The following is a 22,479-nucleotide window of genomic DNA, read 5'->3' as shown; positions in this document are numbered from 1 at the left end:
GATAGATTAAAGATAGCTTAAATTAAGCTATACGTAAGGATATTTCTATATAATCACAGCTCAAATTTTAATAAGGCGGAAACCATGACAGAAATTACAAAGCCTAGCGAAGTTAAGCGCGACTGGGTCGTTATCGACGCGACCGACAAAAGATTCGGTAGAATGCTTACTGAAGTCGCCGTATTGCTACGAGGCAAACACAAACCAAGCTACACTCCAAACGTGGATTGCGGAGACTACGTCGTTATCATCAACGCTTCAAAAGCCGTATTTACCGGCAATAACAAAGGCGACGATAAACTTTATCACAGCTACTCGGGCTATTTCGGAAGCGTAAAGAGCGTGAAATTTCAAGACCTGCTTAAAAACAATCCCGCAAAGCTCTACAGACTTGCGGTTCGCGGCATGCTTCCTAAGACGAAGCTCGGTAAGGCGATGATCAAAAAGCTATTCGTATATGAAGGCGGCGAGCACCCTCATACTGCGCAAACAACTAAAAAAGGAAAATAATCATGGCGACAATTTATGCAACCGGAAAGAGAAAAACTGCCGTAGCTAAGGTTTGGGTAAAACCGGGAAGCGGCAAGATCGTAGTAAACGGTATGGATCTAAACACCTGGCTAGGCGGTCACGAAGCGATCAAACTAAGGGTTGTTCAGCCGCTTTTGGCGACTAAACAAGAGACCTCGATGGATATCACCGCGCAGACTTTGGGCGGCGGATATTCGGCTCAAGCGGATGCGCTAAAACACGGAATTTCAAAGGCGCTTGCTGCGATGGATAAAGATTTTAGAGCGGCTCTTAAGCCAAAAGGTCTGCTAACTCGCGATAGCCGCGTGGTCGAGCGAAAGAAATTCGGTCGCCGCAAAGCGCGTAGAAGTCCGCAGTTCTCTAAGAGATAATGTTTTTTACAAATTTGTGGCGAAATTGTCGCAAATTTGTAAATTCTTTAAAAATTTTATGGTAATATCGAATTATAACTTTATTTGAAAGGATGTTTAATGAAGAAAGTTCTACTTGCATTAAGCTTGTGTGCATCCGGCGCATTGTTCGCTAGCGATGCTGATTATCACTGGGAGATCACCCCTACTATTGGTGGAATGACTCATGAGGGAAATATGGATTTAGATACGAATTTTATGTTCGGTCTACGCCTTGCTAAAAACCTACAGAATTCATTCATTGATCAATTAGAGGCAGGTTTCGATTACTCTCGTCATATCGGCGTAGAGGATCTAGCTTACAGAGCCGGCAATGCTAAGCCTAGCGCTAGATACTACCACATCAATGCTGTAAAAGACTTGGTAAATTTCACCGATAATTTCAAATTATACGGCTTGCTAGGTCTTGGATATATGGATTACACTAAAGACGTTTACAACGATGGCGATCAAGATAGCGGCTTCGGCCAATACGGCTTGGGTCTAAAATACTATATTACCGACAACTTTGCTACAAAACTTGAAGCACGCGATGCTATCAGATTTGACGACGGCAACCACGTATTGTTCTATACTCTAGGCTTTGCAGTTGATTTTGGCAAGAGATATGCTGACGCAGCTCCAGCTGCCGCTCCGGCTCCTGCAGGTTGCAAAGATGCAGATAACGACGGCGTATGCGATAATGTCGATAGATGCCCAGGCACACCTGCTGGCGTAGTTGTTGATGAATATGGCTGCGAGAAAGTTATTAGGTTAAATTTGGGCGTAAATTTCGCTACAGATAGCTCAAAAATTTCTCCTGAGTTTATGAACCAGATCAAAAACGTAAGCGACGTGCTAGTAGCTCATCCTGATTACAAAGTAATCCTAGAGGGTCACACCGATAGCACCGGCTCGAATGCATATAATCAAAAGCTTTCCGAGCGCAGAGCTGCTGCAGTTGGAGGTGCGCTTAAGAGCTTCGGCGTAGATGCTAGCAGAATCACCACTGTAGGATACGGCGAGACTAAGCCTATCGCTACAAACGCTACTAAAGCAGGCCGCGCTCAAAATAGACGCGTAGATGCTAAATTTAGAAAATAATCTTTTCTAGATCCACATAAGCGGAGCTTCGGCTCCGCTTTTTTTTATATCCAAATTAAATTTTAAAATGCCAAATTTCCAAACCATTCTGTTTTTTGATCTCGATGGTACGCTCATAGACTCCACGCCCGCGATACTGGACGGCTTTCACTACGCGTTTGCGCATTTGGGCGCTGCAGAGCCTAGCGACGAAGCGATTAAAAGGCTTATCGGACATCCGTTAGAGGTAATGTTTGAACGTCTAGGTGTGACGCGCGATGTGCAGAATTTCGTGCTCGCCTACAAACAGCGATACGCGCAGACTTTTTTGGATCAGACCGTTCTGCTAAGCGGTGCGTTCGAGGCGGTTCGTGCGGCGAGCGAGTTTGCAAATTTAGGCGTCGTGACGACCAAGACGTCGAAATTTTCTAAAATTTTATTGCAGCATCTGGGTATCGCGGAATTTTTCGGCACCATCGTCGGGCGAGAGGACGTGCAAGATCCCAAACCAAGCGCCGAACCGATATTAAAGGCGCTCGAAAATTTAGGAATTTGCGGCGCGACCGCTAGCAAAAGCCCGCATGCGGCTCGCGGTAAAACTCACGACGCGACTGCCGATGAAAATACAAGCGCTGCTAGCAGGAACGCGATTTTGAGTGAAATTTCAGCGCCTGATTTAAAGAGCCTTCCTGCGCTTGATCCTGATCCTAGCAAAGTTTACGAGCAAAATTTAAGCAGCATCGCGAGTCAAAATTCTGATACAATTTCGTTTAGAAATTTAAGCAAAGCAAAGAGTGATAGACACGAGGCTGGCGATAATAGCCAAAAGAGCGGTGTGGGCATCGAGGGCGAGAGCGATAAAGGCGGAGTGCGCGGCAGTAAAATTTATGATGCGCATGAGCTAAATTCCGTTCCTTGTTATGACAAAATTTGCAGTGACGAAATCCTACCTTCCGTAAGCCAAAATATCTTTATGATCGGTGATACGTCGCTTGACGCCATCGCGGCAAAGTCGGCAGCGGTGCGAAGCGTGGGCGTAAGCTGCGGCTACGGCAGTACCTCGGAGCTACGGGCGCATTTCGAGTTCGTATGCTCGGACGCAAAAGAGGCGGTTGAGCTGATACGCGGAATTTCATCGAAATTTTAGGCGCGACGGAGCGAAATTTTTCTAGCTTTGATACGTTATTTTTTGCGAATACTTAGAAGTGAACCCGCGCTCGAGATTTAAAATTCCAATTAATTGGCATTTTAAACAGCGCGCGATATAAATGTCCGCGCTATTTAGCTGGAGGGGTAAGGCGCTTTCTAGGTGTTCAAACGATACGCGAAGTTAAATTTCGCACATTTCTGCTCTGGTTTAGCAATAGCCTGTGCCGAACTAACAATGTATGGGAATATTTCACTTTGTCCATAGTACTTGATCTGATTTGTCAATGTTCGGTATTAACGACGTATGGGAAAATTTTGCTACCTTGAGTAATTGTGTTCTATTCACTTTAGGTTTGTATTAACACAATGTACTGGAAAATCTTGCCGTAGCCAAATTTTACGCAATTTTGCAATATCTTTTGAGCTTGTGAACGGCTTTTGCAAGAAATTTTATGCAAGTTTCGCGCTCAAATTTTGGCTTTGATTTTAGTTTAGACCCCATTTAGTAGCGATAAATTCTACGCTCCGCTTGAGGCAAGTATTTGGTAGGCTTTTTGTGCGTCTTATCGCAAGCCTATTTGACGCTGTATTTGGGTTTAGTCGCAATTATGTTCGCTGTGGATTTTCGGTGCGATTTATATCATTTAAGGCCGCGCCCGCGCCCAGCGAGCACTAAACATATATGTTTTGAAGACAGGCTTTTATATGCTAAAATTTCATCCTGCGACAAATAGCTCGCGAAGGCGTAAATATAGGATAAACTAGCCAAATTTTAAAATTTAGCTCCGCGGCGAGCAGCCATATTCTTTTATCGGAGCCTATGAAAGCAGCGTTAGCTTTTGCGTTTTAATTTTATCGTTTAGGCGCAGCAGGGCTTTAAATTTAATTAAAATTTTGCAAAATTTTAAAATTCCGCCCGCTCTTATGCTTTTTTAAAGCAAAATTCTATAAAATACCGCTTTCGCAATGGGCTATCGTCTAATGGCAGGACAACAAACTCTGGATTTGTGAATATAGGTTCGACCCCTATTAGCCCATCCACCCGAATTTTAATTTCCTTTATCATGCTAGTTTTTGAAATTATTTTACGCGGCGCCTTTGCAGATAGTGGCAGCATTCGCCGGCTAAGGCAAATTGCGCCAAGCCATAAATACGCAAAATTTTATCGAGCCAATAAGTAAGTTGCCGCTTTAAAGCGGCGGATTATTTGATTTTTTCTCTGCCTTTGTAAGTGGCGATGCTTTGATACGAGCCATCCTTTTTAAACGCCACCACGTCATAGATCTCGGGCTGAGAGCCTTGCTCCATACCTGGTGCTTCTAGTGGCATGCCAGGTACTGCTATGCCGATAACGTCTTTAGGCTTATTTTTTAGTAACGTGCGGATCTCACCTGCTGGCATATGTCCTTCGACTACATATCCGTCTATGATCGCGGTGTGGCAGCTAGCGAGCTCGAGCGGAAGTTTGAGCTCATTCTTCTTCTGAATAAGCGGCTCGTCGGCCAGCGAAATCATCTCGACTTCAAATCCGTTTTGCTCCATATATTTTGCCCAGTTGTGGCAACAGCCGCAGCTCTCGCCGTGATAGACCTTGATGTGTTCACCCGCCGCCGCATAGCTACCTAATGCCGCTAAAAGCGCACCTACAAATAAAATTTTCTTCATATTTTACTCCAGTGATTAAAAGTCCTCGATTATACAATACGTATAGTAAATTTTTAAGAGCGAACCGTAGGATTTTAAGATTAGATTTGGTGAAGCAGTACCCGCTCGTAAGCCGAAATTTTACGAAATTTTAAAATTTCGGCGTCGCGGATAAAGCGGATAAATTGGTTATAGGCACTGAGAGAGTGCTGATTTGATAGCGGATTTTGATACGTAGCCTTCCGAGTCGCTGGTAAGCGATACGTCGCAGCCTGGCTTATAGTTTTTCCAGGTGTAGATGTTGCCGTTGTCTTCGGTTGTTTTGATGGAGTCTGGCTGTTTATTCCACGCAGAAATTACTTGGTTGATATGAAATGCATCGCTGCGGTCTTTCGGCGCATTAGTCATACCCGTGCTATCGGGCAAGGTCGTTTCGACCATATCAGTGGTGTCTGCGGTGGAGACCTCTTGGACTTTATCATTTACGCCGCCGATATTTGTTTTGCTGCTTTGGGATTTTGTTTGATTGCGTACTCCGCTTGGTTCGTTGGATATATTCCAGTTGGAACAACCGATAAAAAATACCGCTGCTACGAGCGCAGCTATTAAATTTCTCATAAAATTCTCCTTCAAAAATTTCGTTGCGATAGTAGCACATTTATCTTTAGTTTAAAATAAATCCGAGCCCTTGAAATTTGAAATTTCGCAGGAATTTTGCGAGGCGTTTCAGTAGGAATTTATAAAATTTCGGATAATATTCAAAGTTTCATACCAAACGGGCTTTTAAATTTTGCACGGCAAATGCCTTTTTGGCTACCAAATTTTAAAGGATTTTTGATGTATGCTATCATCAAACACGGCGGCAAGCAGTATAAGGTCGAAGAGGGCAACTACCTAAATTTAGACCATTTTAATGCTGAGCCGAAAGCAAAGCTCGAGCTTAGCGAAGTTTTAGCGCTAAATGACGGCGAGTTAAAGGTAGGAGCACCGTTCGTAAAGGGTGCCAAGGTGGTTTTGGAGGTCGTTTGCGAAGGCAAGGATAAAAAAGTCGTTATCTTCAAAAAACGCAGACGCAAAGATTCAAAAGTAAAGCGCGGCTTCAGACGCCAATACACGCGCGTCAAAGTCGTTTCGATTAACGCATAAAGGATAGGAAATGGCACACAAAAAAGGTCAGGGCTCAACCCAAAATAATAGAGATAGTATCGGGCGTCGCTTGGGCGTCAAAAAATTCGGCGGCGAGTTCGTTCGCGCGGGCAACATCATCATCCGCCAGCGCGGCACTGCGACACACCCGGGCTGCAATGTAGGCATGGGCAGCGATCACACGATTTTCGCGTTGATCGACGGCGTCGTAAAATTTGAGCGAAAAGACAAAAATCGCAAAAAAGTATCGGTTTATCCGGCTGCGTAAACATCGCTAAAATCTTCGGGGGCGCAAGCCCCTATTTAAAATTTCATCCGTTTAAAAATTATCTTCAACTCATTTGGTTATAATTACCGTTTTAAATTTAAGGATAGCCATGTTTATAGACAGCGTAAAGCTTAGCGTCAAATCAGGGGACGGCGGCGCGGGCTGCGTCAGCTTCCGCCGCGAAAAATTCGTCATCCTGGGCGGTCCCGACGGCGGCGACGGCGGCGACGGCGGCGACGTGTATTTCAGAGTCGATAAAAACTCCCACACTCTCTCGTCCTACAAGGGCAAACGTGAGTTTAAAGCACAAAACGGCGCGCCCGGCGAGGGTCGCAAAAAGACGGGCAAAAGCGGCGAGGATCTCTATCTCATCGTCCCTCCCGGCACCAGCGTTTACGACGAGGATAGCGGCGAGCTGGTGCTTGATATGCTAAACGACGGCGAAACGAAGCTATTTTTAAAAGGCGGCAAAGGCGGGCTTGGCAACGTGCATTTTAAAAGCTCGATCAATCAAGCCCCGGAATACGCGCAAAAAGGCCTCGAAGGGCAGACGCGCGAGGTGCGCTTGGAGCTAAAACTCATCGCAGACGTTGGGCTCGTGGGCTTTCCAAACGTGGGCAAAAGCACGCTAATCTCGACCGTTTCAAACGCCAAGCCTCAGATCGCAAACTACGAGTTTACCACGCTCACGCCAAAGCTCGGCCTCGTTGAGGTGGACGAATACAGCGGCTTTGTCATGGCCGACATCCCGGGTATCATAGAAGGCGCTAGCGAGGGGCGCGGGCTTGGCGTGCAGTTTTTAAAGCACGTCGAGCGCACTAAAATTTTGCTTTTTATGCTCGATCTTGCGAACTACCGCAGTCTTGAAGAGCAGTTTGACGCGCTGCGGGCCGAGACGGCGAAATTTTCAGGAGAGCTTGCAAAAAGAGACTACGCGATCGCTCTAACTCGCGCGGACGCGGCCGAAAATTTGCAGGAAAAATTTGACGCGTTTTTAGCGCATTTGGGGCTTGCGGACACGGCGGGCGAGATGAAATTTAAGCAAGATATTTATGAGCTTGACGCCGCCAAGCCGTTTTTTGTGATGCCGATATCTTCGGCGACTGGACAAAATATAAACGAGCTAAAATTTGCCCTGCTTGAGTTATTAAAAAAGGAGCTGTAGGCTGCGACAAAAGCCGCGCCGCAGAGGGCTTTGACGAACGTAGGCCTTAGCGCGCCTGTATACGCGGTTAAATTTTATTTTTATCGCTCGCAAACGCTGCAAAAAGATAAAATTTAAGGATGTAAAATGAATAAAATTTTTATCCTCGCACTGTTATTCTTCGGCGCGTATGCGTGCGATCCCGCCGATCCAGTGCCGAATTTTATGGACTTTAACGATAAGGATCACGACGGCGCGCTGAGCTTGCAGGAGTGGATGGCGAGCGAGGTGCCGTCTGGGCTGAGAGTAGAGCTAAATCTGCGCTCAGGCTCGGAATTTAAGAAGTTGGACGCTAATCGTGACGGCAAGATTAGCCTGGATGAGCTGGGAGCGAAACCGTCTGCAAAGATTTATTGGTCCGAAGATCCGTGCGCTTTTTGGCCTTGGCCGGACGGATCCGAGGATGAAAATCAATCCGCCGTCAAATAAGCGCGAAAAACGGCAATAGTGCGGCCTTTTGCGCGCACTTAGTGCCCGTGTGATCGCTCGCGTCGTGATTTGGCTAAATTTAAAGGAAAAGAATGAATATAGTTTTTATGGGAACGCCTGAGTATGCGGCTAAAATTTTACGCGCGCTTGCGGGGGCGAAATTTAATATCGCGGCCGTCTTTACGCAGCCTGACAAGCCTGTCGGCAGGAAGCAGATTTTAACGCCTAGCGAGGTTAAAGTTTACGCGCAGCAGTATCTGCCTGCCGTGCCGATCTTTCAGCCTGCAAGTTTAAAAGACGAGGCGGTCGCAGCGCAGATAAAAGAGCTAAAGCCTGATTTTATCGTGGTTGCCGCATACGGTAAAATTTTGCCGCAAGCCGTCCTTGATATCGTGCCTTGCATAAATCTGCACGCTTCGATCCTGCCTAAATACCGCGGCGCGAGCCCGATCCAAAGCGCGCTAATGGCTGGCGAAAAGCAGACGGGCGTGACGGCGATGCTGATGGATGCGGGGCTTGACACGGGCGATATGCTTGATTTTGCCTACACGCCTTGCGAGGACAAAACGGCGGCGCAGCTGTTTGACGAGCTTGGGGATTTGGCTGGCGAGCTGATAGTGCGAGTGCTGCGAAATTTTACAAATTTGACGCCGCTTAAGCAAGATGACGCGCAGGCTACGCACTGCAAAAAAATAAGCAAATCAGACGGGCTTTTTGGCTTTGAGGAAAGCGCACGGCAAATTTATAATAAATTTCGTGCGCTGACGCCCTGGCCCGGGATATATCTATCTAGCGGGTTAAAAATTTTAGAACTAGAGCTTTTGCACGAATCTTGCGGGCGTAAATTTGAACGCGCGGGCGAAATTCTGTGCGTTGATAAGCCCAGTTTTTGCGTTTCTTGCGACGAGGGTGCGGTTAAGATCATAAAGGTGCAAGAGCCAGGCAAAAAGCCGGTGGATGCTAGCGCGTATCTAAACGGCAAGCGGCTAAAGATCGGCGATCTGCTATGCTAAGCGGGATTTTAAATTCTCGCGTTTTGCGCCGCGCTTATGATGCTACGCGGGAATTTTATTTGCGCCGCGCTTTTGGCGTCGCGGCGAAATTATGCCTTGGATATCGCCGCAATCGTGAAGTAAAATTTTACCGCGCGGAATTTCGAAGCGAAGCTCCAAAATCAAGGCTTTATAAAATTTTAAAACCTCGCTTCTATGCTCTAAAATTTTACGCTCACAGGAGCTTAAAATTTCGCCGCCGCGGTTGCAGACTTTGCAACGTCGCACCAAACACGCACCATTTAAAATTCTGTGATCATGCCGCAGAATTTTTGCGAGATAAAACTTTAAAATTTTATCGAAGTGACGCTGGAAAAATCCGCGTTATCGAAAAATTTAGCAAGAGCGTAAAATTTCATCGCACAAAATTTCACTATGTCGTAAAATTTAATCATGCTAAATTTTATCTTGTCGCAAAATTCTATCGCTACGCGGAATTTAAACGCTTGCAATATTTCAAGGCGAGCCCTTCGTCTTACGCAAGGAGCGGGTTTTGCAAGTAGAATTTGTAGAGCAAATGCCCTCCACGCAGGAGTTTTTGGTGGGCGCCGTGCGCGAAGGTAGGATAATGCCGCCTTTTGCGATCGCCGCAAATCGCCAAAGCGCCGGTATCGGCTCGCGCGGTAACGATTGGCAGAGCGCGAGCGGCAATCTCGCATTTTCGTTCTGTGTCGCGCAGAGCGATATGCCCGCAGATGTGCCGCCTCAGTCGGCGAGCATATATTTTGCGATGATTATGCAGGAGCTTCTAGCATCGCTCGGTTCGCAGCTTTGGCTGAAATGGCCCAACGATTTTTATGTGGATGAGCGCAAAATCGGTGGGACGATGACGAATAAGATCAAAAACACCCTCGTCTGCGGCATTGGCATAAACCTACTCGGCGCGCCCGAATATGCGGGAATTTTAGATATAAAAATCAGCGCAAAAGACGCTATAGAGGGGTTCCTTGCGCTATATGAAAATAAAATCTCGTGGAAGCAAATTTTTAGAAATTTTTCGTTACAATTCCAAAAATCGCAAAAATTTAGTGTCCATTTAAACGGCGAAAAAATTTCGCTTGCGCAGGCTAAACTTTGCGAAGACGGATCGATCATAATAAACGAAGAAAGGGTTTATGCTTTAAGATGAGTGAAGTAATTACGATTGCCAATCAAAAAGGCGGCGTCGGGAAGACGACCACAGCGGTCAATCTCGCTGCGTCGCTAGCGATAAAGAAAAAGCGGGTCCTACTGATTGACGTAGACCCTCAGGCGAACGCTACGACCGGGCTTGGCTTTAACCGCAGCGACTTTGAATTTAACATTTATCACGTCCTAACGGGGCGTAAGAGCATGTCCGAAGTGATCCAAAAGACCGAACTTGAGTTTATGGATCTGGTGCCGTCAAATATCGGACTTGTAGGCATCGAGCACGAAGTAAGTGAAGAGAAAGACTTCAAACTAATGCTAAAAAATAAAATTTCCGAGGTTAAGGACAGATATGATTTCATCATCATAGATTCGCCGCCGACGCTCGGTAGCATTACGGTAAATGCCTTGGTCGCAAGCGATAGCGTAATTATCCCGATTCAGTGCGAATTCTACGCGCTTGAAGGCGTCGCGTTGATCCTAAATACCGTAAAAGTCGTCAAGCAAACGCTCAATAAAAATTTAAAAATTCGCGGATTTTTGCCGACAATGTACAGCTTGCAAAACAACCTCGCCAAAGAAACGGTCGCGAATTTACGCGAGTATTTCGACGATAAGCTCTTTCGTATCGGTAAGAGTGATGATCTAGTCATCATCCCGCGCAATATCAAGCTAGCCGAAAGCCCAAGCTTTGGCAAGCCGGTGGTTTTATACGATATAAAATCCGCCGGCTCCATCGCCTATCAAGACCTCGCTAAATCCATAATGGAGCAAAAATGGGCAAGGTAAAAAGAGCGCTCGGGCGTGGGCTCGGTGCTATTTTAGATGACGTAGAAAGCTCCTATAACAGGGAGCTAGAAAGCGGAAATGCAGATAGCTTAGTTATCGAAATCGATGTCGATAAAATCGAGCCAAATCCATATCAACCGCGTCAAAGCTTCGATGAGGAGGCACTTAGGCAGCTAAGCGAGAGTATTGCCCGCCACGGGCTTATTCAGCCTATCATCGTTATTCAAAAAGATGACTCTTACGTCCTTATAGCTGGTGAGCGACGCCTAAGAGCGACTAAGCTTTTGGGCGAGAGTACAATCAAAGCCGTAGTCGCAGACATAAAATCTCAAAATTTAAGAGAGCTTGCCCTCATCGAAAATATCCAGCGCGAGGATCTAAATCCTATCGAGCTTGCTAAGTCCTATAAGGAGCTCATCGGCGAATACAGGATCACGCAAGAGGAGTTAGCCGACATCATCAAAAAGTCCCGCACGCAGATTACCAACACGCTAAGACTTTTAAATTTATGCTCCGAAGTGCAAGACGCCATAAGCGCAGATAAAATTTCGCAAGGGCACGCCAAGATAATGGTTGGACTTGAAAAAGAGGATCAAATTTTAGTTCTAAACACCATTTTAGGACAGCGCCTAAGCGTAAGAGATACCGAAAATTTAGTAAAAAAGCTCAAAGATAAAACCGTTCCGAAAGAGAAAAAGCCTGGCGCGGAATTTCAAAGCTTCAAGCCTGAGCTTTTAAAGCTAAAGGCCAAGCTTGATCAATTTGGTAAAATAAGTATCAAAGAGCGTAAAATTTCGATCGAATTTAGCGAAATTTTACAAATTTCCGAGTTTTTAAAGAAAATCGGATGATTTTTTATAGTGTATTTTAATTTTTTATATTGTAAAATACATATTTTGTTTAAAACTAACCTAGAGGAGGTGCGATGCTAGACGTAAGTTTGACCGCCATGATAACGACCATCGTCGTATTTTTAGCTTTGATTTACTTCTTAAATATCAAGCTTTATAGACCGTTACTTTTGCATATGGAAAAGCGAGAGGCTATCATTAAAGAAGATGAGGCAAATGCGATGAAAAATGCACAGGATGCAGATGCCGATAAAGCAGAGATCGTAAGAATCATGGATGCTGCGAAGTTGCAAGCCGTTAAAATAAAGCAAGAGGCGATAGATAGTGCGAAGCAGGCTGCCGCTAGAGAAATAGCCGAGAAAAAAGCCGCGATGGAGGAAGATTTTGATCAATTCTTAGGCGGTTTAGATGAGCAAAAACGTGGTCTAAGAAATGATTTGCAAGCCAAAATTCCGGAATTTAAAAAAGCTCTAAGCACTGCTGTGGCTAAAGTATGAGGATTTCAGTATGAAAAAATATCTATTTTTATTTATCATTCCGGCGCTTGTTTTAGCAAGTGGCGAGCACGATGGAGTCAAAGACTACGACGTGCTGTGGCGAAGCATAAATTTCATTTTGTTTTTCGGAATTTTGTTTTATCTTTTAAAAGGTCCTGCAAAAGCAGCATATCAAGGTAGAATCAACGGCATCGCATCTAGACTTGAGGCTAATCAAAAAATTTTAAAAGAGTCCGCAGTTCGCAAGGAGCAAGCTAAAAAAGATCTGCAAGATGCCAAGGTTCAAGGCGCAGCTTTAATCGAAACTGCTAAAAAAGAGATTGTATTCGCCGCCGAAAAGATAAAAAATGCGACCGAGCAAGAGATTGCGAATTTGCAAAAATCTTTCGACGAGCAGAAGAGCTTTGAGGCGCGCAAGATCAAAAAAGAGGTCGTAAGCGAGATACTGGATGACGTTTTTGCATCGGATGACATTAAATTCGGTCAAGATAAGCTGGTTAAAATCGTAGAGAAAAAGGTCGGATGATGATAAATAACACCTCAAAAAGATATGTAAACGCCCTGATACTGAGCTATAAAAAATATGAACTAGGCTCTGTTTTACAGACGCTCGAGAGCGTCGCGAGCGCATTTAGAATTCCAAAATTCCAAGATATTGTAAAATCTCCGACGCTAAAAGAGGAATCCAAAGTGGAACTTATTGCGTCGTTTATAAAAAATCCAAGCGAAAAAATCATAAATTTTATTAAACTCCTAGCTAAAAATAGGCGTATTACACTAATCCCGCAGATAGTCGAGGAACTGCGCAAGAATATTGCGGCGCTGGATAATAAATACTTAGGTAAAATTTATTCCGCTACCGAAATAGACGTCGCGAAAATAAAAGAGCTAGAGGCTAAAATTTCAAAGAAATTTAATGCAGATATTACTCTGCAACCCGTTAAAAGCGAGCTTGAAGGCATTAAGATCGAAGTCGAGGATCTTGGATTTGAGATTAGTTTTTCAGTTGATAGATTGAAACAAAAAATGAGCGAATATATTTTAAAAGCAATTTAAAGGAGTAAAGCGTGGGTGCGAAAATTAAGGCAGACGAAATCAGCAGCATAATCAAAGAGCGAATCGAAAATTTCGATCTTAGCGTTGATATCGAAGAAACCGGTAAGGTCGTTTCGGTTGCAGACGGCGTTGCTAATGTTTACGGCTTAAAAAACGTAATGGCCAACGAGATGCTTGAGTTTGAAAACGGAGCTCGCGGCATCGCGTTAAATTTAGAGGAGAGCAGCGTCGGTATCGTTATTTTGGGCGATACTAGCGGCATAAACGAAGGAAGCAGCGTAAAAAGACTGGGCAAGCTACTTCGCGTGCCGGTAGGCGATGCTATGATCGGACGCGTGGTAAACGCTCTAGGCGAGCCGATCGACGGCAAAGGCGCGATAGAGACCAGCGATACTAGATTCGTCGAAGAAAAGGCCAAAGGCATCATGGCTCGTAAATCCGTCCATGAGCCGCTTCAAACCGGCCTTAAGGCGATAGATGCGCTAGTGCCGATCGGCCGCGGACAGCGCGAGCTCATCATCGGCGACCGCCAAACCGGTAAAACCACCGTCGCCGTCGATACCATCATCAATCAAAAGGGCCAAGATGTCGTTTGTATCTACGTGGCGATCGGACAGAAGCAATCCACCGTCGCACAAGTCGTTAAAAAGCTTGAAGAATACGGTGCGATGGATTATACGATCGTAGTTGCGGCGGGTGCTAGCGAGGCAGCCGCGCTTCAATACTTGGCACCATATTCGGGCTGCACCATGGGCGAGTATTTCAGAGATAACTCTCGCCACGCACTTATCATCTATGACGATCTTAGTAAACACGCGGTTGCGTATCGCGAGATGTCACTTATCTTGCGCCGTCCGCCAGGACGCGAGGCGTATCCTGGCGATGTATTTTACCTGCACTCCCGCCTGCTTGAGCGCGCTAGCAAACTAAGCGATGCACTCGGTGCAGGCAGCCTAACGGCGCTTCCTATTATCGAGACGCAGGCAGGCGACGTTTCGGCGTATATCCCTACAAACGTTATCTCTATCACTGACGGTCAAATTTTCTTGGAGTCGGGTCTGTTTAACTCTGGAATTCGCCCTGCGATCAACGTAGGTCTTTCGGTTAGCCGCGTCGGCGGTTCTGCGCAGATTAAAGCGATCAAAAAGGTCTCGGGAACCTTGCGCCTAGATCTCGCTCAATACCGTGAGCTTCAGGCGTTTGCGCAGTTTGCGAGCGATTTGGACGAGAGCAGCCGTAAGCAGCTGGATCGCGGACAAAGAATGGTTGAAATTTTAAAACAGCCTCCTTATTCGCCGCTTCCGGTCGAAAATCAAGTGGTCATCATCTTTGCGGGAAGCCGCGGCTTTTTAGACGACATACCTGCAAGCTCGATCGGTAAATTTGAAGCTGAGCTCTATCCGTATATTGAGGCAAAATATCCTGAAATTTTTGAAGAGATTAGAAGTAAAAAGACCATCGAGAAGGATTTGGAAGAAAATTTAATCAAGGCTCTAAATGACTTTAAAGCGACCTTTGCCGCTTAAAAGGGCTAAATTATGGCAAATTTAAAAGATATAAAGCTACAGATCAAGAGCGTTAAAAATACGGAGAAGACTACCAAAGCTATGAAGCTGGTCTCCAACGTCAAGCTCAAAAACACCAAAGAGGCGGCGATGCGCTCGCGAGCTTATGCGGTGAAGATTAACGAGGTCTTAGGTGAAATTTCTGCGCGCGTTAAAAACTACGTAGGCAATAATTCGGGCAACGACGAAAAACTTAGGATTTTTGATACCACTCGAGAGGTAAAAGTGGTTGATTTGCTGTTTATTACCGCAGATAAAGGGCTTTGCGGCGGTTTTAATATCAATACCATCAAAAAGATCAAAGCTTTGATCGAGGAGCTTAAAGCTAAAAAGATCAAGGTTCGCCTTCGCGCCGTCGGCAAAAAGGGGATAGAGTATTTTGATTTTCAGGGCGTCGAGCTTTTGGAGCGATATATAGGCGTTAGCTCATCTCCATCGTCCGAGAAAGCTAACGAAATCGTGCAAGCCGCGGTTAAGGATTTTAACGAAGGTAAAACTGACGAAGTTATACTTATCCATAACGGCTATTTGAATATGATTACCCAAGAGATGCGGGTAAATACATTGGTGCCGATCGGTGAGCCTGCGATTAATGAGGACGCTTTAAAAACATCTACATTGGAAGTAGAAGTTGAAAGCCCTGAGGATGAAGAAACATTGATGTTAAATTTAATCCAGAGCTATCTTAGCTACAGCATGTATTACGCGCTTATTGACTCTTTGGCGGCGGAGCACTGCTCGAGAATGAATGCGATGGAAAATGCGACGAATAACGCCAAAGAACGTGTATCGCAGTTAAATTTAGCATACAACAAAGCCAGACAAGGCTCTATCACGACTGAGCTTATCGAGATCATAAGCGGCGTCGAATCAATGAAATGAAAGGAAAACGGATGAAAGGAATAATTTCTCAGGTAATGGGTCCTGTGGTCGATGTCGATTTCAAGGACTACTTGCCGAAGATTAATGAAGCTATCGAGGTTAAATTTGATGTCGAAGGCGCTCATCGCAGGCTGATCCTAGAGGTAGCTGCACACCTTGGAGACAATCGCGTCCGCACGATCGCTATGGATATGAGCGATGGGCTTAGGCGAGGACTTGAGGCCGTCGCTTTGGACGCGCCTATTACTGTGCCAGTGGGCGAGAAGGTTTTGGGCAGAATTTTTAATGTCACGGGCGATCTGATAGATGAGGGCGAGGATGAGAAATTTGAAACGCGTTGGTCGATCCACAGAGATCCACCTAGCTTTGAAAATCAAAGCACGAAGAGTGAAATTTTTGAAACCGGCATTAAGGTAGTCGATCTGCTAGCCCCTTACGCAAAGGGCGGCAAGGTAGGTCTATTCGGCGGTGCTGGCGTCGGCAAAACCGTCATCATCATGGAGCTGATCCACAACGTCGCTTTCAAACACAGCGGCTACTCCGTATTTGCGGGCGTCGGCGAGCGAACGAGAGAGGGAAACGACCTTTATAACGAGATGAAAGAATCCGGAGTTTTGGATAAAGTCGCCTTAACCTACGGTCAGATGAACGAGCCGCCGGGGGCGAGAAATCGCATCGCGCTAACCGGTCTTACGATGGCTGAGTATTTCCGCGATGAGCTAGGGCTTGACGTTTTGATGTTTATCGACAATATCTTCCGCTTCTCGCAGTCGGGTTCGGAGATGTCCGCGCTTTTGGGACGAATTCCGTCCGCGGTCGGTTATCAGCCTACGCTTGCTAGCGAAATGGGTAAATTACAAGAGCGCATCACTTCGACCAAAAAAGGCTCCATCACCTCCGTTCAGGCCGTTTACGTGCCTGCGGACGACCTTACTGACCCGGCTCCTGCGACCGTTTTTGCGCACCTTGATGCGACGACCGTTTTAAACAGAGCGATCGCCGAAAAAGGAATTTATCCTGCCGTGGATCCACTTGATTCGACCTCAAGAATGCTCGATCCACAAATCATCGGCGAGGAGCATTATAAGGTCGCTCGCGGCGTTCAAGCAGTACTTCAAAAATACAAAGATTTGCAAGACATCATCGCGATTTTGGGTATGGACGAACTTAGCGAAGAGGATAAACTCGTAGTCGAGCGGGCTAGAAAGATCGAGCGCTACCTATCTCAGCCGTTTTTCGTAGCCGAGGTATTTACTGGAAGTCCGGGCAAATATATCTCGCTAGAGGAAACTATCGCTGGCTTTAAGGGAATTTTAGAGGGCAAATACGACGATCTGCCGGAGAATGCCTTTTATATGGTGGGAAATATCGACGAGGTAGTAGCAAAAGCTGAAAAGATGAAAGCATAGGAATTTTAAGATGAAAGAATTTTTGCTTTTAGATATCGTTACGCCCGAAGGGATGGTCTTTTCGGGCGAAGTCAAATCCGTCCAACTCCCCGGCATTACTGGCGAAATGGGTATTTTGCCAGGGCATGCGAGTTTGCTGACGGGACTTAAAGACAAAAGCGAAGGTGGCGTCGTCGAGATCGTAGATAAAGACGGCAAAAAGCAGCTTGTTTTGGTAAACGACGGATTTTTGGAAGTTACCGAAGAAAAAACTACTATTCTAGCCACTCAAGCCGTAGCTATCGGAGGCGATAGCGAAAGCGCCGTAGCGAAGTCTTTGCAGCGCGCCAAAGATATGCTTGCGTCCATTAGCTCTGATGCGGCAAATTCCGCAGCGATCATGGCTAGAGTTGACGAATTCGCAAGGCAAAGTTAAATTATGCTAGATCTAATTTTAAGTTATTTTACGAGAAGTACGTTTATTACGATATTCGTGCTTTCTTGGTTATCCGTCTATTTTATCGTCACTTTTACGATTTTGATCTCCAGATTTGTAGGGCTTAGCGCGTGGCAACACCGCGAAGCAAAGGCACTCGAATCCTTGCTGATGGGTGGTAGGATTTCGCTTTCGGGCTCTATTTTTCAAAAAGTAAATACCGATAAAATTTCAAAAGAGGCCTTGGAAATTTATAAAGGCAAAGCCGAACGCGACTCGACTAGCGGACTTACCTGGCTATCTATAGTCGCCTCTACTTCGCCGTTTATCGGGCTATTTGGTACAGTCGTTAGCATACTTCACACATTTTCCAAGCTTGGCGGCGGAAATTCTGGCATCGATACCATCGCTCCTGCGATCAGCGAGGCGCTGGTTGCCACAGGATGTGGAATTTTTGTAGCGATCCCCGCATATACCTTTAGCTTACTTATAAAACGCAAAGCATACGAAGTTATGAGTATCATAAATCGTACGGCAGATATTTTGCTATTTAAAGCAAACACTGGAAAAGCCATTTAATGTATAATTTCGACGAAAATCCAGAGTTAAATATCACTCCGCTCGTCGATATTATGCTTGTTTTGCTAGCGATTTTAATGGTCGCGCAAACGGCGATTATCTACGATGAAAAGATCGAACTCCCTAGCGGCTCAAAAGCACAGGTTTCGGAAAATACCGCGGAATTCTTGCTTGTGCGTATCGGCGAAGATCGCAAGGTTTATATCGACAAAAGCTCGATGAGCCTAGCTGAATTCCCGGATAATCTCGTGCTGCTTAAAGGCACCGGCAAGTATAGCTTGGAAAAACCCGTCTATATCCAAGCCGATAAGAGACTCGTTTATGACGATGTAATGTTTGTCTTAAAGAGCCTAAAGCAGGCGGGTTTTACAAAAGTCGCACTTCAAACAAATGGCTAATTATTCAAATTTTACGGGGGTTAAATATGATAATTTTAAATCGTTTTTAATCGCCCTTTTTGCCTATCTGCTGGTGATTTTTGTTCTTTTATATCAAATTTCAAAGCCGCAGGAAAAATTTAAAAAATATACTGACAATCCCAACGATTATATGGATGTTACTTTTGATTTCGAAATAGATGATAAACTTCCGTCCGCACCTGAAATCGCTAAAGAAACAAAGCAAGGCGAGTTTGACAATAAGAATGTTAAGGACGTGCCGGAGGATAAAATTAAGACTACGGCGCAAGTAGTTCCGCCACCTCCGGTGCAGGCAAAGCCGAAAGAGCCCGAAAAGCCGAAGGAAGAGCCGAAGCCGGAACCTAAAAAGGACGAGCCTAAAGCTGAGCTCAAAAAAGAGGAGCCCAAGCCTGAGCCTAAGTTGGAAGATAAACCTTCCGAAAAAGTAGTAGAGAAAAAAGAGGAAACTAAGCCGGAGCCAAAAAAAGAGGAAAAACCGAGCTTGAGCGATCTTTTTTCGGATACGACTAAGGACAATAAGAAGCTTGAGGAGAGTGCTAAAGCTAGCGACGCCGTTCAGAGTAACAAAAAGTCCGATAAAGAAACCGCCACCTCTAGTGCTAAGGATAAAGCGGCATCTAAAAATGCTGTGGTCAAATCCGATAAGCTTGGCGGCAGGACGCAAAGGACGGGTGAGTATAACGCTTATTACGGCGCTATCGAGAAGAAGCTTCAAGTTCTATGGAGCAGATATGTTGCGACCGCGAAGGACGACGCAAGGATTAAAATAGTCTTTAGCGCAGATGGGCGAGTGGCGGATTATACTATTATAGAGTTGGGGCGAGAGACTGAATTTAACCAGAAGTTGCGAGATTTTTTGGATAATCTATCGACTCAGACTTTCCCGAAGTCTCCCGACGGAGCGTCGCATGAGATTGATACTAGGATGTCCGACGTGATGAAGACAAATTAGAATTCTGTAAGGAAAAAAAGTGAAGAGACTTTTTTGTATTTTTGCGTTTTGCTGTATGCTTTTTTCGGCGGATTCGGAACAGAATTTTACTTATGAAAGAAATTCCGTTTCGCAAAAATCTGGTAAAATTCAAATTTCAAAGGAGCTAGATGCTTATTTTTCGCAGATGGCGTCGAAATTGCAAGCTCTATGGACGAAGTATCAAACAGGTATTTCCGATGAGGCTAGAGTCCGCATAGAATTTAGCAACAATGGACGAGTTTTAAATTATCAAATTTTAGAGCTTGGGCGTAGCACAGAATTTACCCAAAAGCTAAGAAAATTTTTAGATGAGCTTCCTAAGCGAAGCTTTCCAAAATCACCGGATAATAAATCTCACACATTTGAAATGGTATTATCCGACGTAGCAAATTAAATTTAAGGAGAAAAGATGAAGAAACTACTTTTGATTCTTGCATTTTGTAGTAGCATTTTCGCGGCAGATGCGACTATGTCTATCGTAAACGAAGGGGTAAATCTCCCTAAGATCGTTGTTCAGGATGCATCGAACCTTGCAAATTCAGAATTTGGCAACAAATTCTTTAAACTTATGGTGGGCGATCTAAAGGTCGGCGCCACTTTCGAGGTCAGCGACGAGTATCTACAAAGCAGCTATGATGCGGGCGCTTCCGACAATCTAGGCTCTAGCGGTGCCGCTCTTATCGTGCGCTACGCGGTAAGTGATAAAAGCTCGCCGATGAGCCTAAAAGCCAAAGTGCTCGAAGCAAACAGTGGCAGGGTGATGTATGAGAAGAGCTTTACGCTTTCAAATGCCGAGAAATATCCGTTTTTAGCCCATATGGCGGTATCTGAGATCGTCAAGCAGCTAGGGTACTCAAATGTCGATTGGATGAAGGAGATGATTTTGCTCTCTCGCTACACTTCGACGCGTGAGAGCGAGATCATGGTAGCAGATTATACGCTTACCTACCAGCAGGTGGTGCTTCGCGGCGGATTAAATATCTTCCCTAAATGGGCAAGCGCAGCGCAGAACGAATTTTATTATACCTACTATGTCAATAAAAATACGCCCGCTATCTATAAATTTAATCTATCCAACGGTAGCAAGAGTAAAATTTTTACCGGCCACGGCATGACGATCGCATCTGATGTCAGCGCAGACGGCAGAAAGCTACTTATTACGAACGCGCCTAAAGATCAACCCGATATTTATTTGTATGATATAGCCTCGGGCAGCGCTAAGCAAATTACCGATTACGCTGGCATTGATGTAAATGGAAATTTTATCGACGGCGATTCGCGCGTGGCTTTTGTGAGCGATCGTTTAGGTTATCCGAACGTATTTGCCACTAGCATAAATGGCGGCAACGTTCAGCAGCTCGTGTATCACGGCAAAAACAATAACTCCATCAGCACAAATGGCAATTACGTTACTTACTCTAGTCGCGACGGCGGGGGCGGATTTAATATATATTTAATCTCTACCCAAACCGATATGATTCGCCAGTTAACGGCTAGTGGCAAAAATATGTTTCCTAGATTTTCTAGCGATGGCGGCAGCATTATGTTTATCAAGCAAGACGGCGGCGGAAGCTCGGTAGGTATTATCAGAGTTAACGAGAATAAAAGTTTCCAATTTCCGTTAAGAGTGGGTAAAATTCAATCGGTTGATTGGTAAAATATTAAAAAATCTCGTGATATAATGACTTCAATTTTTTTTGAAAGGATAGAAAATGAAACATTTAGTTTTATCTTCGATAGCAGTTGCTGCTCTATTATTGAGCGGTTGTTCTAAAAAGACCCCAGAGGCCGATACTACAAGCACAAGTAATGCAGATAGACTAGCTGCTTTGGCATCTCAGATCCAAAGTGAAGTTGGCACTGTTTATTTCGACTTTGATAAATTTAATATTAGAGCCGATCAACAAGGCACAATCAATAATAACGCAGCTCTATTCAATCAAGCAGGCGCAGAGTCTCTAACTGTTAAAGTTGAGGGTAACTGCGATGAGTGGGGTTCTGATGAGTACAACTATGCTCTTGGTCTAAAGAGAGCTACTGCAGCTAAAGACGCATTGGTTGCTCAAGGCGTAAATGAGAGCAGAATTTCCGTAGTAAGCTACGGCGAGAGCAATATGGCTTGCACAGAGCATTCTAAAGAGTGCGACGCTCAAAACAGACGCGACGAATTCAAAGTTGGATTCTAATTTGAAATTTAAAAATTTCACGGTGGCGGCTCTTTTGGGGGCTGCCACTTTTTTAAATGCAGAAACTTCTGCATTTGATGCTGGCAATATTGATTCAGGTAGCTCTTACGGACTAACTGAAAACGAGCAGGTATTGCGCGATAACCGCAAGCGCATAAGCGAGATGCAAACTAGCGTTGATAGTACTCGTGAGAGCGTCGAGGGCTTGCGTACAGTGCTTGAAGGCACTAACTCCCAAATTTCAAAACTTGAAAGCAGAGTGGCGGATCTAGAAATTCGCGCTACTGGCAAAAGCCAAGGCAGCAGCGAGCTAGATCAGATGAAACGAGATATCGCCACTATAAAAGCTCAAATCGCAGAGATCAATAAAAAATTAGGCAGCGGCGGCAGCGTAAAAAAAAACGCTGAATTAGACGCAGGCACTGCTCCGGCTCCCGCTAGCACAAAAACAGATTCCGATTTTAAATCAAAAGATCAGGCTTCAGTATTGAAAGAGGCTGACACTTTATATGCCAAAAAAGACTATTCGGGCGCAAAAGAGCGCTATAATTATTTAGTATCTAAAAGCTACAAGCCCGCTAAGGCAAATTACATGCTGGGCGAAATTTCATATTTTTCCGGCTCATACGCAGAAGCGATAAACTATTACAAAAAGAGCATCTCGCACAACGAGAGCCAAGACTACACCCCAAAACTTCTTTATCACACCGCGATCAGCTTCGATAAGATCGGCGATAAAGACAGCGCAGATAAATTCTACAAAGCGCTAAAGGCTTCATACCCGGACTCCAAAGAAGCCAAAGCCGCGCCCACTAGATAACTTAAATTTAAATAC

General features: G+C 45.0%; 30 protein-coding genes and 1 tRNA gene. 27 read left to right on the top strand and 4 right to left on the bottom strand.

Translation table 11 applies throughout. The features are described from left to right. The first annotated feature begins 84 nt into the window (after positions 1-84). The 5 genes from rplM to QZ367_RS05335 all read left to right on the top strand — a co-directional run bounded on the left by rplM (position 85) and on the right by QZ367_RS05335 (position 4,193). On the top strand, positions 85-510 hold the full coding sequence (gene rplM, locus QZ367_RS05355) for a 50S ribosomal protein L13 (RefSeq protein WP_005869672.1): 426 nt from the start codon (positions 85-87) through the stop codon (positions 508-510). Between the two features lie 2 nt (positions 511-512). Continuing rightward, on the top strand, positions 513-902 hold the full coding sequence (gene rpsI, locus QZ367_RS05350) for a 30S ribosomal protein S9 (RefSeq protein ID WP_005869670.1): 390 nt from the start codon (positions 513-515) through the stop codon (positions 900-902). Positions 903-1,001: 99 nt separating this feature from the next. Then, positions 1,002-2,024 (top strand): OmpA family protein, encoded by a 1,023-nt coding sequence (locus tag QZ367_RS05345; protein ID WP_291938339.1) that lies wholly within the window; start codon positions 1,002-1,004, stop codon positions 2,022-2,024. Between the two features lie 67 nt (positions 2,025-2,091). Beyond that, the gene (locus QZ367_RS05340; RefSeq protein ID WP_291938338.1) at positions 2,092-3,150 is read left to right on the top strand and encodes an HAD family hydrolase; all 1,059 of its coding nucleotides are present in this window, start codon (positions 2,092-2,094) and stop codon (positions 3,148-3,150) included. Positions 3,151-4,119: 969 nt separating this feature from the next. After that, positions 4,120-4,193: transfer RNA gene (locus QZ367_RS05335), tRNA-Gln, on the top strand. Between the two features lie 162 nt (positions 4,194-4,355). On the opposite strand, the gene QZ367_RS05330 is transcribed toward QZ367_RS05335, so the two are convergent. Both QZ367_RS05330 and QZ367_RS05325 read right to left on the bottom strand, forming a co-directional pair. Continuing rightward, the gene (locus QZ367_RS05330) at positions 4,356-4,817 is read right to left on the bottom strand and encodes a DUF411 domain-containing protein (protein ID WP_291938336.1); all 462 of its coding nucleotides are present in this window, start codon (positions 4,815-4,817) and stop codon (positions 4,356-4,358) included. A gap of 168 nt (positions 4,818-4,985) precedes the next feature. Then, complete coding sequence (locus QZ367_RS05325) at positions 4,986-5,414, bottom strand: hypothetical protein (protein WP_291938333.1); 429 nt, start codon at positions 5,412-5,414, stop codon at positions 4,986-4,988. Between the two features lie 219 nt (positions 5,415-5,633). Between QZ367_RS05325 and rplU the strand changes: the two genes are divergently transcribed. From rplU to fmt, 5 genes are all read left to right on the top strand, one after another. Continuing rightward, entirely contained in the window at positions 5,634-5,942 is a 309-nt protein-coding gene (gene rplU, locus QZ367_RS05320; RefSeq protein WP_040303368.1) for a 50S ribosomal protein L21, read from the top strand. A 10-nt stretch (positions 5,943-5,952) separates the two neighbouring features. Continuing rightward, entirely contained in the window at positions 5,953-6,210 is a 258-nt protein-coding gene (rpmA, locus tag QZ367_RS05315; RefSeq protein WP_291938329.1) for a 50S ribosomal protein L27, read from the top strand. A 109-nt stretch (positions 6,211-6,319) separates the two neighbouring features. After that, positions 6,320-7,375, top strand: coding sequence for a GTPase ObgE (gene obgE, locus QZ367_RS05310; protein WP_291938327.1), 1,056 nt, complete (start codon positions 6,320-6,322; stop codon positions 7,373-7,375). 126 nt (positions 7,376-7,501) lie between these two features. Next, on the top strand, positions 7,502-7,843 hold the full coding sequence (locus tag QZ367_RS05305) for a hypothetical protein (RefSeq protein WP_291938326.1): 342 nt from the start codon (positions 7,502-7,504) through the stop codon (positions 7,841-7,843). 92 nt (positions 7,844-7,935) lie between these two features. After that, entirely contained in the window at positions 7,936-8,856 is a 921-nt protein-coding gene (fmt, locus tag QZ367_RS05300) for a methionyl-tRNA formyltransferase (protein ID WP_291938325.1), read from the top strand. Positions 8,857-8,898: 42 nt separating this feature from the next. On the opposite strand, the gene QZ367_RS05295 is transcribed toward fmt, so the two are convergent. Both QZ367_RS05295 and QZ367_RS05290 read right to left on the bottom strand, forming a co-directional pair. Further along, the gene (locus QZ367_RS05295) at positions 8,899-9,126 is read right to left on the bottom strand and encodes a hypothetical protein (protein WP_291938324.1); all 228 of its coding nucleotides are present in this window, start codon (positions 9,124-9,126) and stop codon (positions 8,899-8,901) included. 56 nt (positions 9,127-9,182) lie between these two features. Continuing rightward, positions 9,183-9,347: a hypothetical protein gene (locus tag QZ367_RS05290; protein WP_291938323.1), complete on the bottom strand. Its 165-nt coding sequence runs from the start codon at positions 9,345-9,347 to the stop codon at positions 9,183-9,185. Between the two features lie 41 nt (positions 9,348-9,388). Between QZ367_RS05290 and QZ367_RS05285 the strand changes: the two genes are divergently transcribed. The 17 genes from QZ367_RS05285 (at position 9,389) to QZ367_RS05205 (ending at position 22,464) form a co-directional block, all read left to right on the top strand. Then, positions 9,389-10,024, top strand: a complete 636-nt coding sequence (locus QZ367_RS05285; protein WP_291938321.1) for a biotin--[acetyl-CoA-carboxylase] ligase — start codon at positions 9,389-9,391, stop codon at positions 10,022-10,024. Then, a complete protein-coding gene (locus QZ367_RS05280; protein ID WP_291938319.1) occupies positions 10,021-10,812 on the top strand; it encodes an AAA family ATPase in 792 nt (263 codons plus the stop codon). The genes QZ367_RS05285 and QZ367_RS05280 overlap by 4 nt, the downstream gene beginning before the upstream one ends. Then, complete coding sequence (locus tag QZ367_RS05275) at positions 10,800-11,663, top strand: ParB/RepB/Spo0J family partition protein (protein ID WP_291938317.1); 864 nt, start codon at positions 10,800-10,802, stop codon at positions 11,661-11,663. Before QZ367_RS05280 ends, QZ367_RS05275 begins: the two co-directional genes overlap by 13 nt. A gap of 74 nt (positions 11,664-11,737) precedes the next feature. Then, positions 11,738-12,160, top strand: a complete 423-nt coding sequence (locus QZ367_RS05270) for a F0F1 ATP synthase subunit B' (RefSeq protein WP_291938315.1) — start codon at positions 11,738-11,740, stop codon at positions 12,158-12,160. Positions 12,161-12,170: 10 nt separating this feature from the next. After that, entirely contained in the window at positions 12,171-12,686 is a 516-nt protein-coding gene (locus tag QZ367_RS05265) for a F0F1 ATP synthase subunit B (RefSeq protein WP_291938313.1), read from the top strand. Then, a complete protein-coding gene (locus QZ367_RS05260; protein WP_291938311.1) occupies positions 12,686-13,216 on the top strand; it encodes a F0F1 ATP synthase subunit delta in 531 nt (176 codons plus the stop codon). Before QZ367_RS05265 ends, QZ367_RS05260 begins: the two co-directional genes overlap by 1 nt. Positions 13,217-13,227: 11 nt before the next feature. Continuing rightward, positions 13,228-14,742 (top strand): F0F1 ATP synthase subunit alpha, encoded by a 1,515-nt coding sequence (gene atpA, locus QZ367_RS05255; protein ID WP_291938309.1) that lies wholly within the window; start codon positions 13,228-13,230, stop codon positions 14,740-14,742. Positions 14,743-14,754: 12 nt separating this feature from the next. Further along, positions 14,755-15,663, top strand: a complete 909-nt coding sequence (gene atpG / locus QZ367_RS05250; protein ID WP_291938307.1) for an ATP synthase F1 subunit gamma — start codon at positions 14,755-14,757, stop codon at positions 15,661-15,663. 11 nt (positions 15,664-15,674) lie between these two features. After that, on the top strand, positions 15,675-17,072 hold the full coding sequence (atpD, locus tag QZ367_RS05245; protein ID WP_291938305.1) for a F0F1 ATP synthase subunit beta: 1,398 nt from the start codon (positions 15,675-15,677) through the stop codon (positions 17,070-17,072). Between the two features lie 10 nt (positions 17,073-17,082). Then, a complete protein-coding gene (gene atpC / locus QZ367_RS05240; RefSeq protein WP_291938303.1) occupies positions 17,083-17,487 on the top strand; it encodes an ATP synthase F1 subunit epsilon in 405 nt (134 codons plus the stop codon). 3 nt (positions 17,488-17,490) lie between these two features. Continuing rightward, positions 17,491-18,066 carry a MotA/TolQ/ExbB proton channel family protein gene (locus QZ367_RS05235; RefSeq protein WP_291938301.1) on the top strand — a complete coding sequence of 192 codons (576 nt, stop codon included), beginning with the start codon at positions 17,491-17,493 and terminating at the stop codon, positions 18,064-18,066. Next, positions 18,066-18,464 carry a biopolymer transporter ExbD gene (locus QZ367_RS05230; RefSeq protein WP_005869629.1) on the top strand — a complete coding sequence of 133 codons (399 nt, stop codon included), beginning with the start codon at positions 18,066-18,068 and terminating at the stop codon, positions 18,462-18,464. Before QZ367_RS05235 ends, QZ367_RS05230 begins: the two co-directional genes overlap by 1 nt. Beyond that, complete coding sequence (locus QZ367_RS05225; protein ID WP_291938299.1) at positions 18,457-19,437, top strand: TonB C-terminal domain-containing protein; 981 nt, start codon at positions 18,457-18,459, stop codon at positions 19,435-19,437. The genes QZ367_RS05230 and QZ367_RS05225 overlap by 8 nt, the downstream gene beginning before the upstream one ends. Positions 19,438-19,456: 19 nt before the next feature. After that, positions 19,457-19,852, top strand: coding sequence for a TonB C-terminal domain-containing protein (locus tag QZ367_RS05220; RefSeq protein WP_291938297.1), 396 nt, complete (start codon positions 19,457-19,459; stop codon positions 19,850-19,852). 15 nt (positions 19,853-19,867) lie between these two features. Further along, positions 19,868-21,115, top strand: a complete 1,248-nt coding sequence (tolB, locus tag QZ367_RS05215; protein WP_291938295.1) for a Tol-Pal system protein TolB — start codon at positions 19,868-19,870, stop codon at positions 21,113-21,115. 55 nt (positions 21,116-21,170) lie between these two features. Then, complete coding sequence (locus QZ367_RS05210) at positions 21,171-21,644, top strand: OmpA family protein (protein ID WP_291938293.1); 474 nt, start codon at positions 21,171-21,173, stop codon at positions 21,642-21,644. Between the two features lies 1 nt (position 21,645). After that, positions 21,646-22,464, top strand: a complete 819-nt coding sequence (locus QZ367_RS05205; protein WP_291938291.1) for a tetratricopeptide repeat protein — start codon at positions 21,646-21,648, stop codon at positions 22,462-22,464. Positions 22,465-22,479 lie beyond the last annotated feature (15 nt).

The organism is Campylobacter sp., assembly GCF_019423325.1.
GTDB lineage: Bacteria > Campylobacterota > Campylobacteria > Campylobacterales > Campylobacteraceae > Campylobacter_B.
Note: the sequence above shows the minus strand (reverse complement) of the source record. Positions and strands in the feature narration are given on the sequence as shown.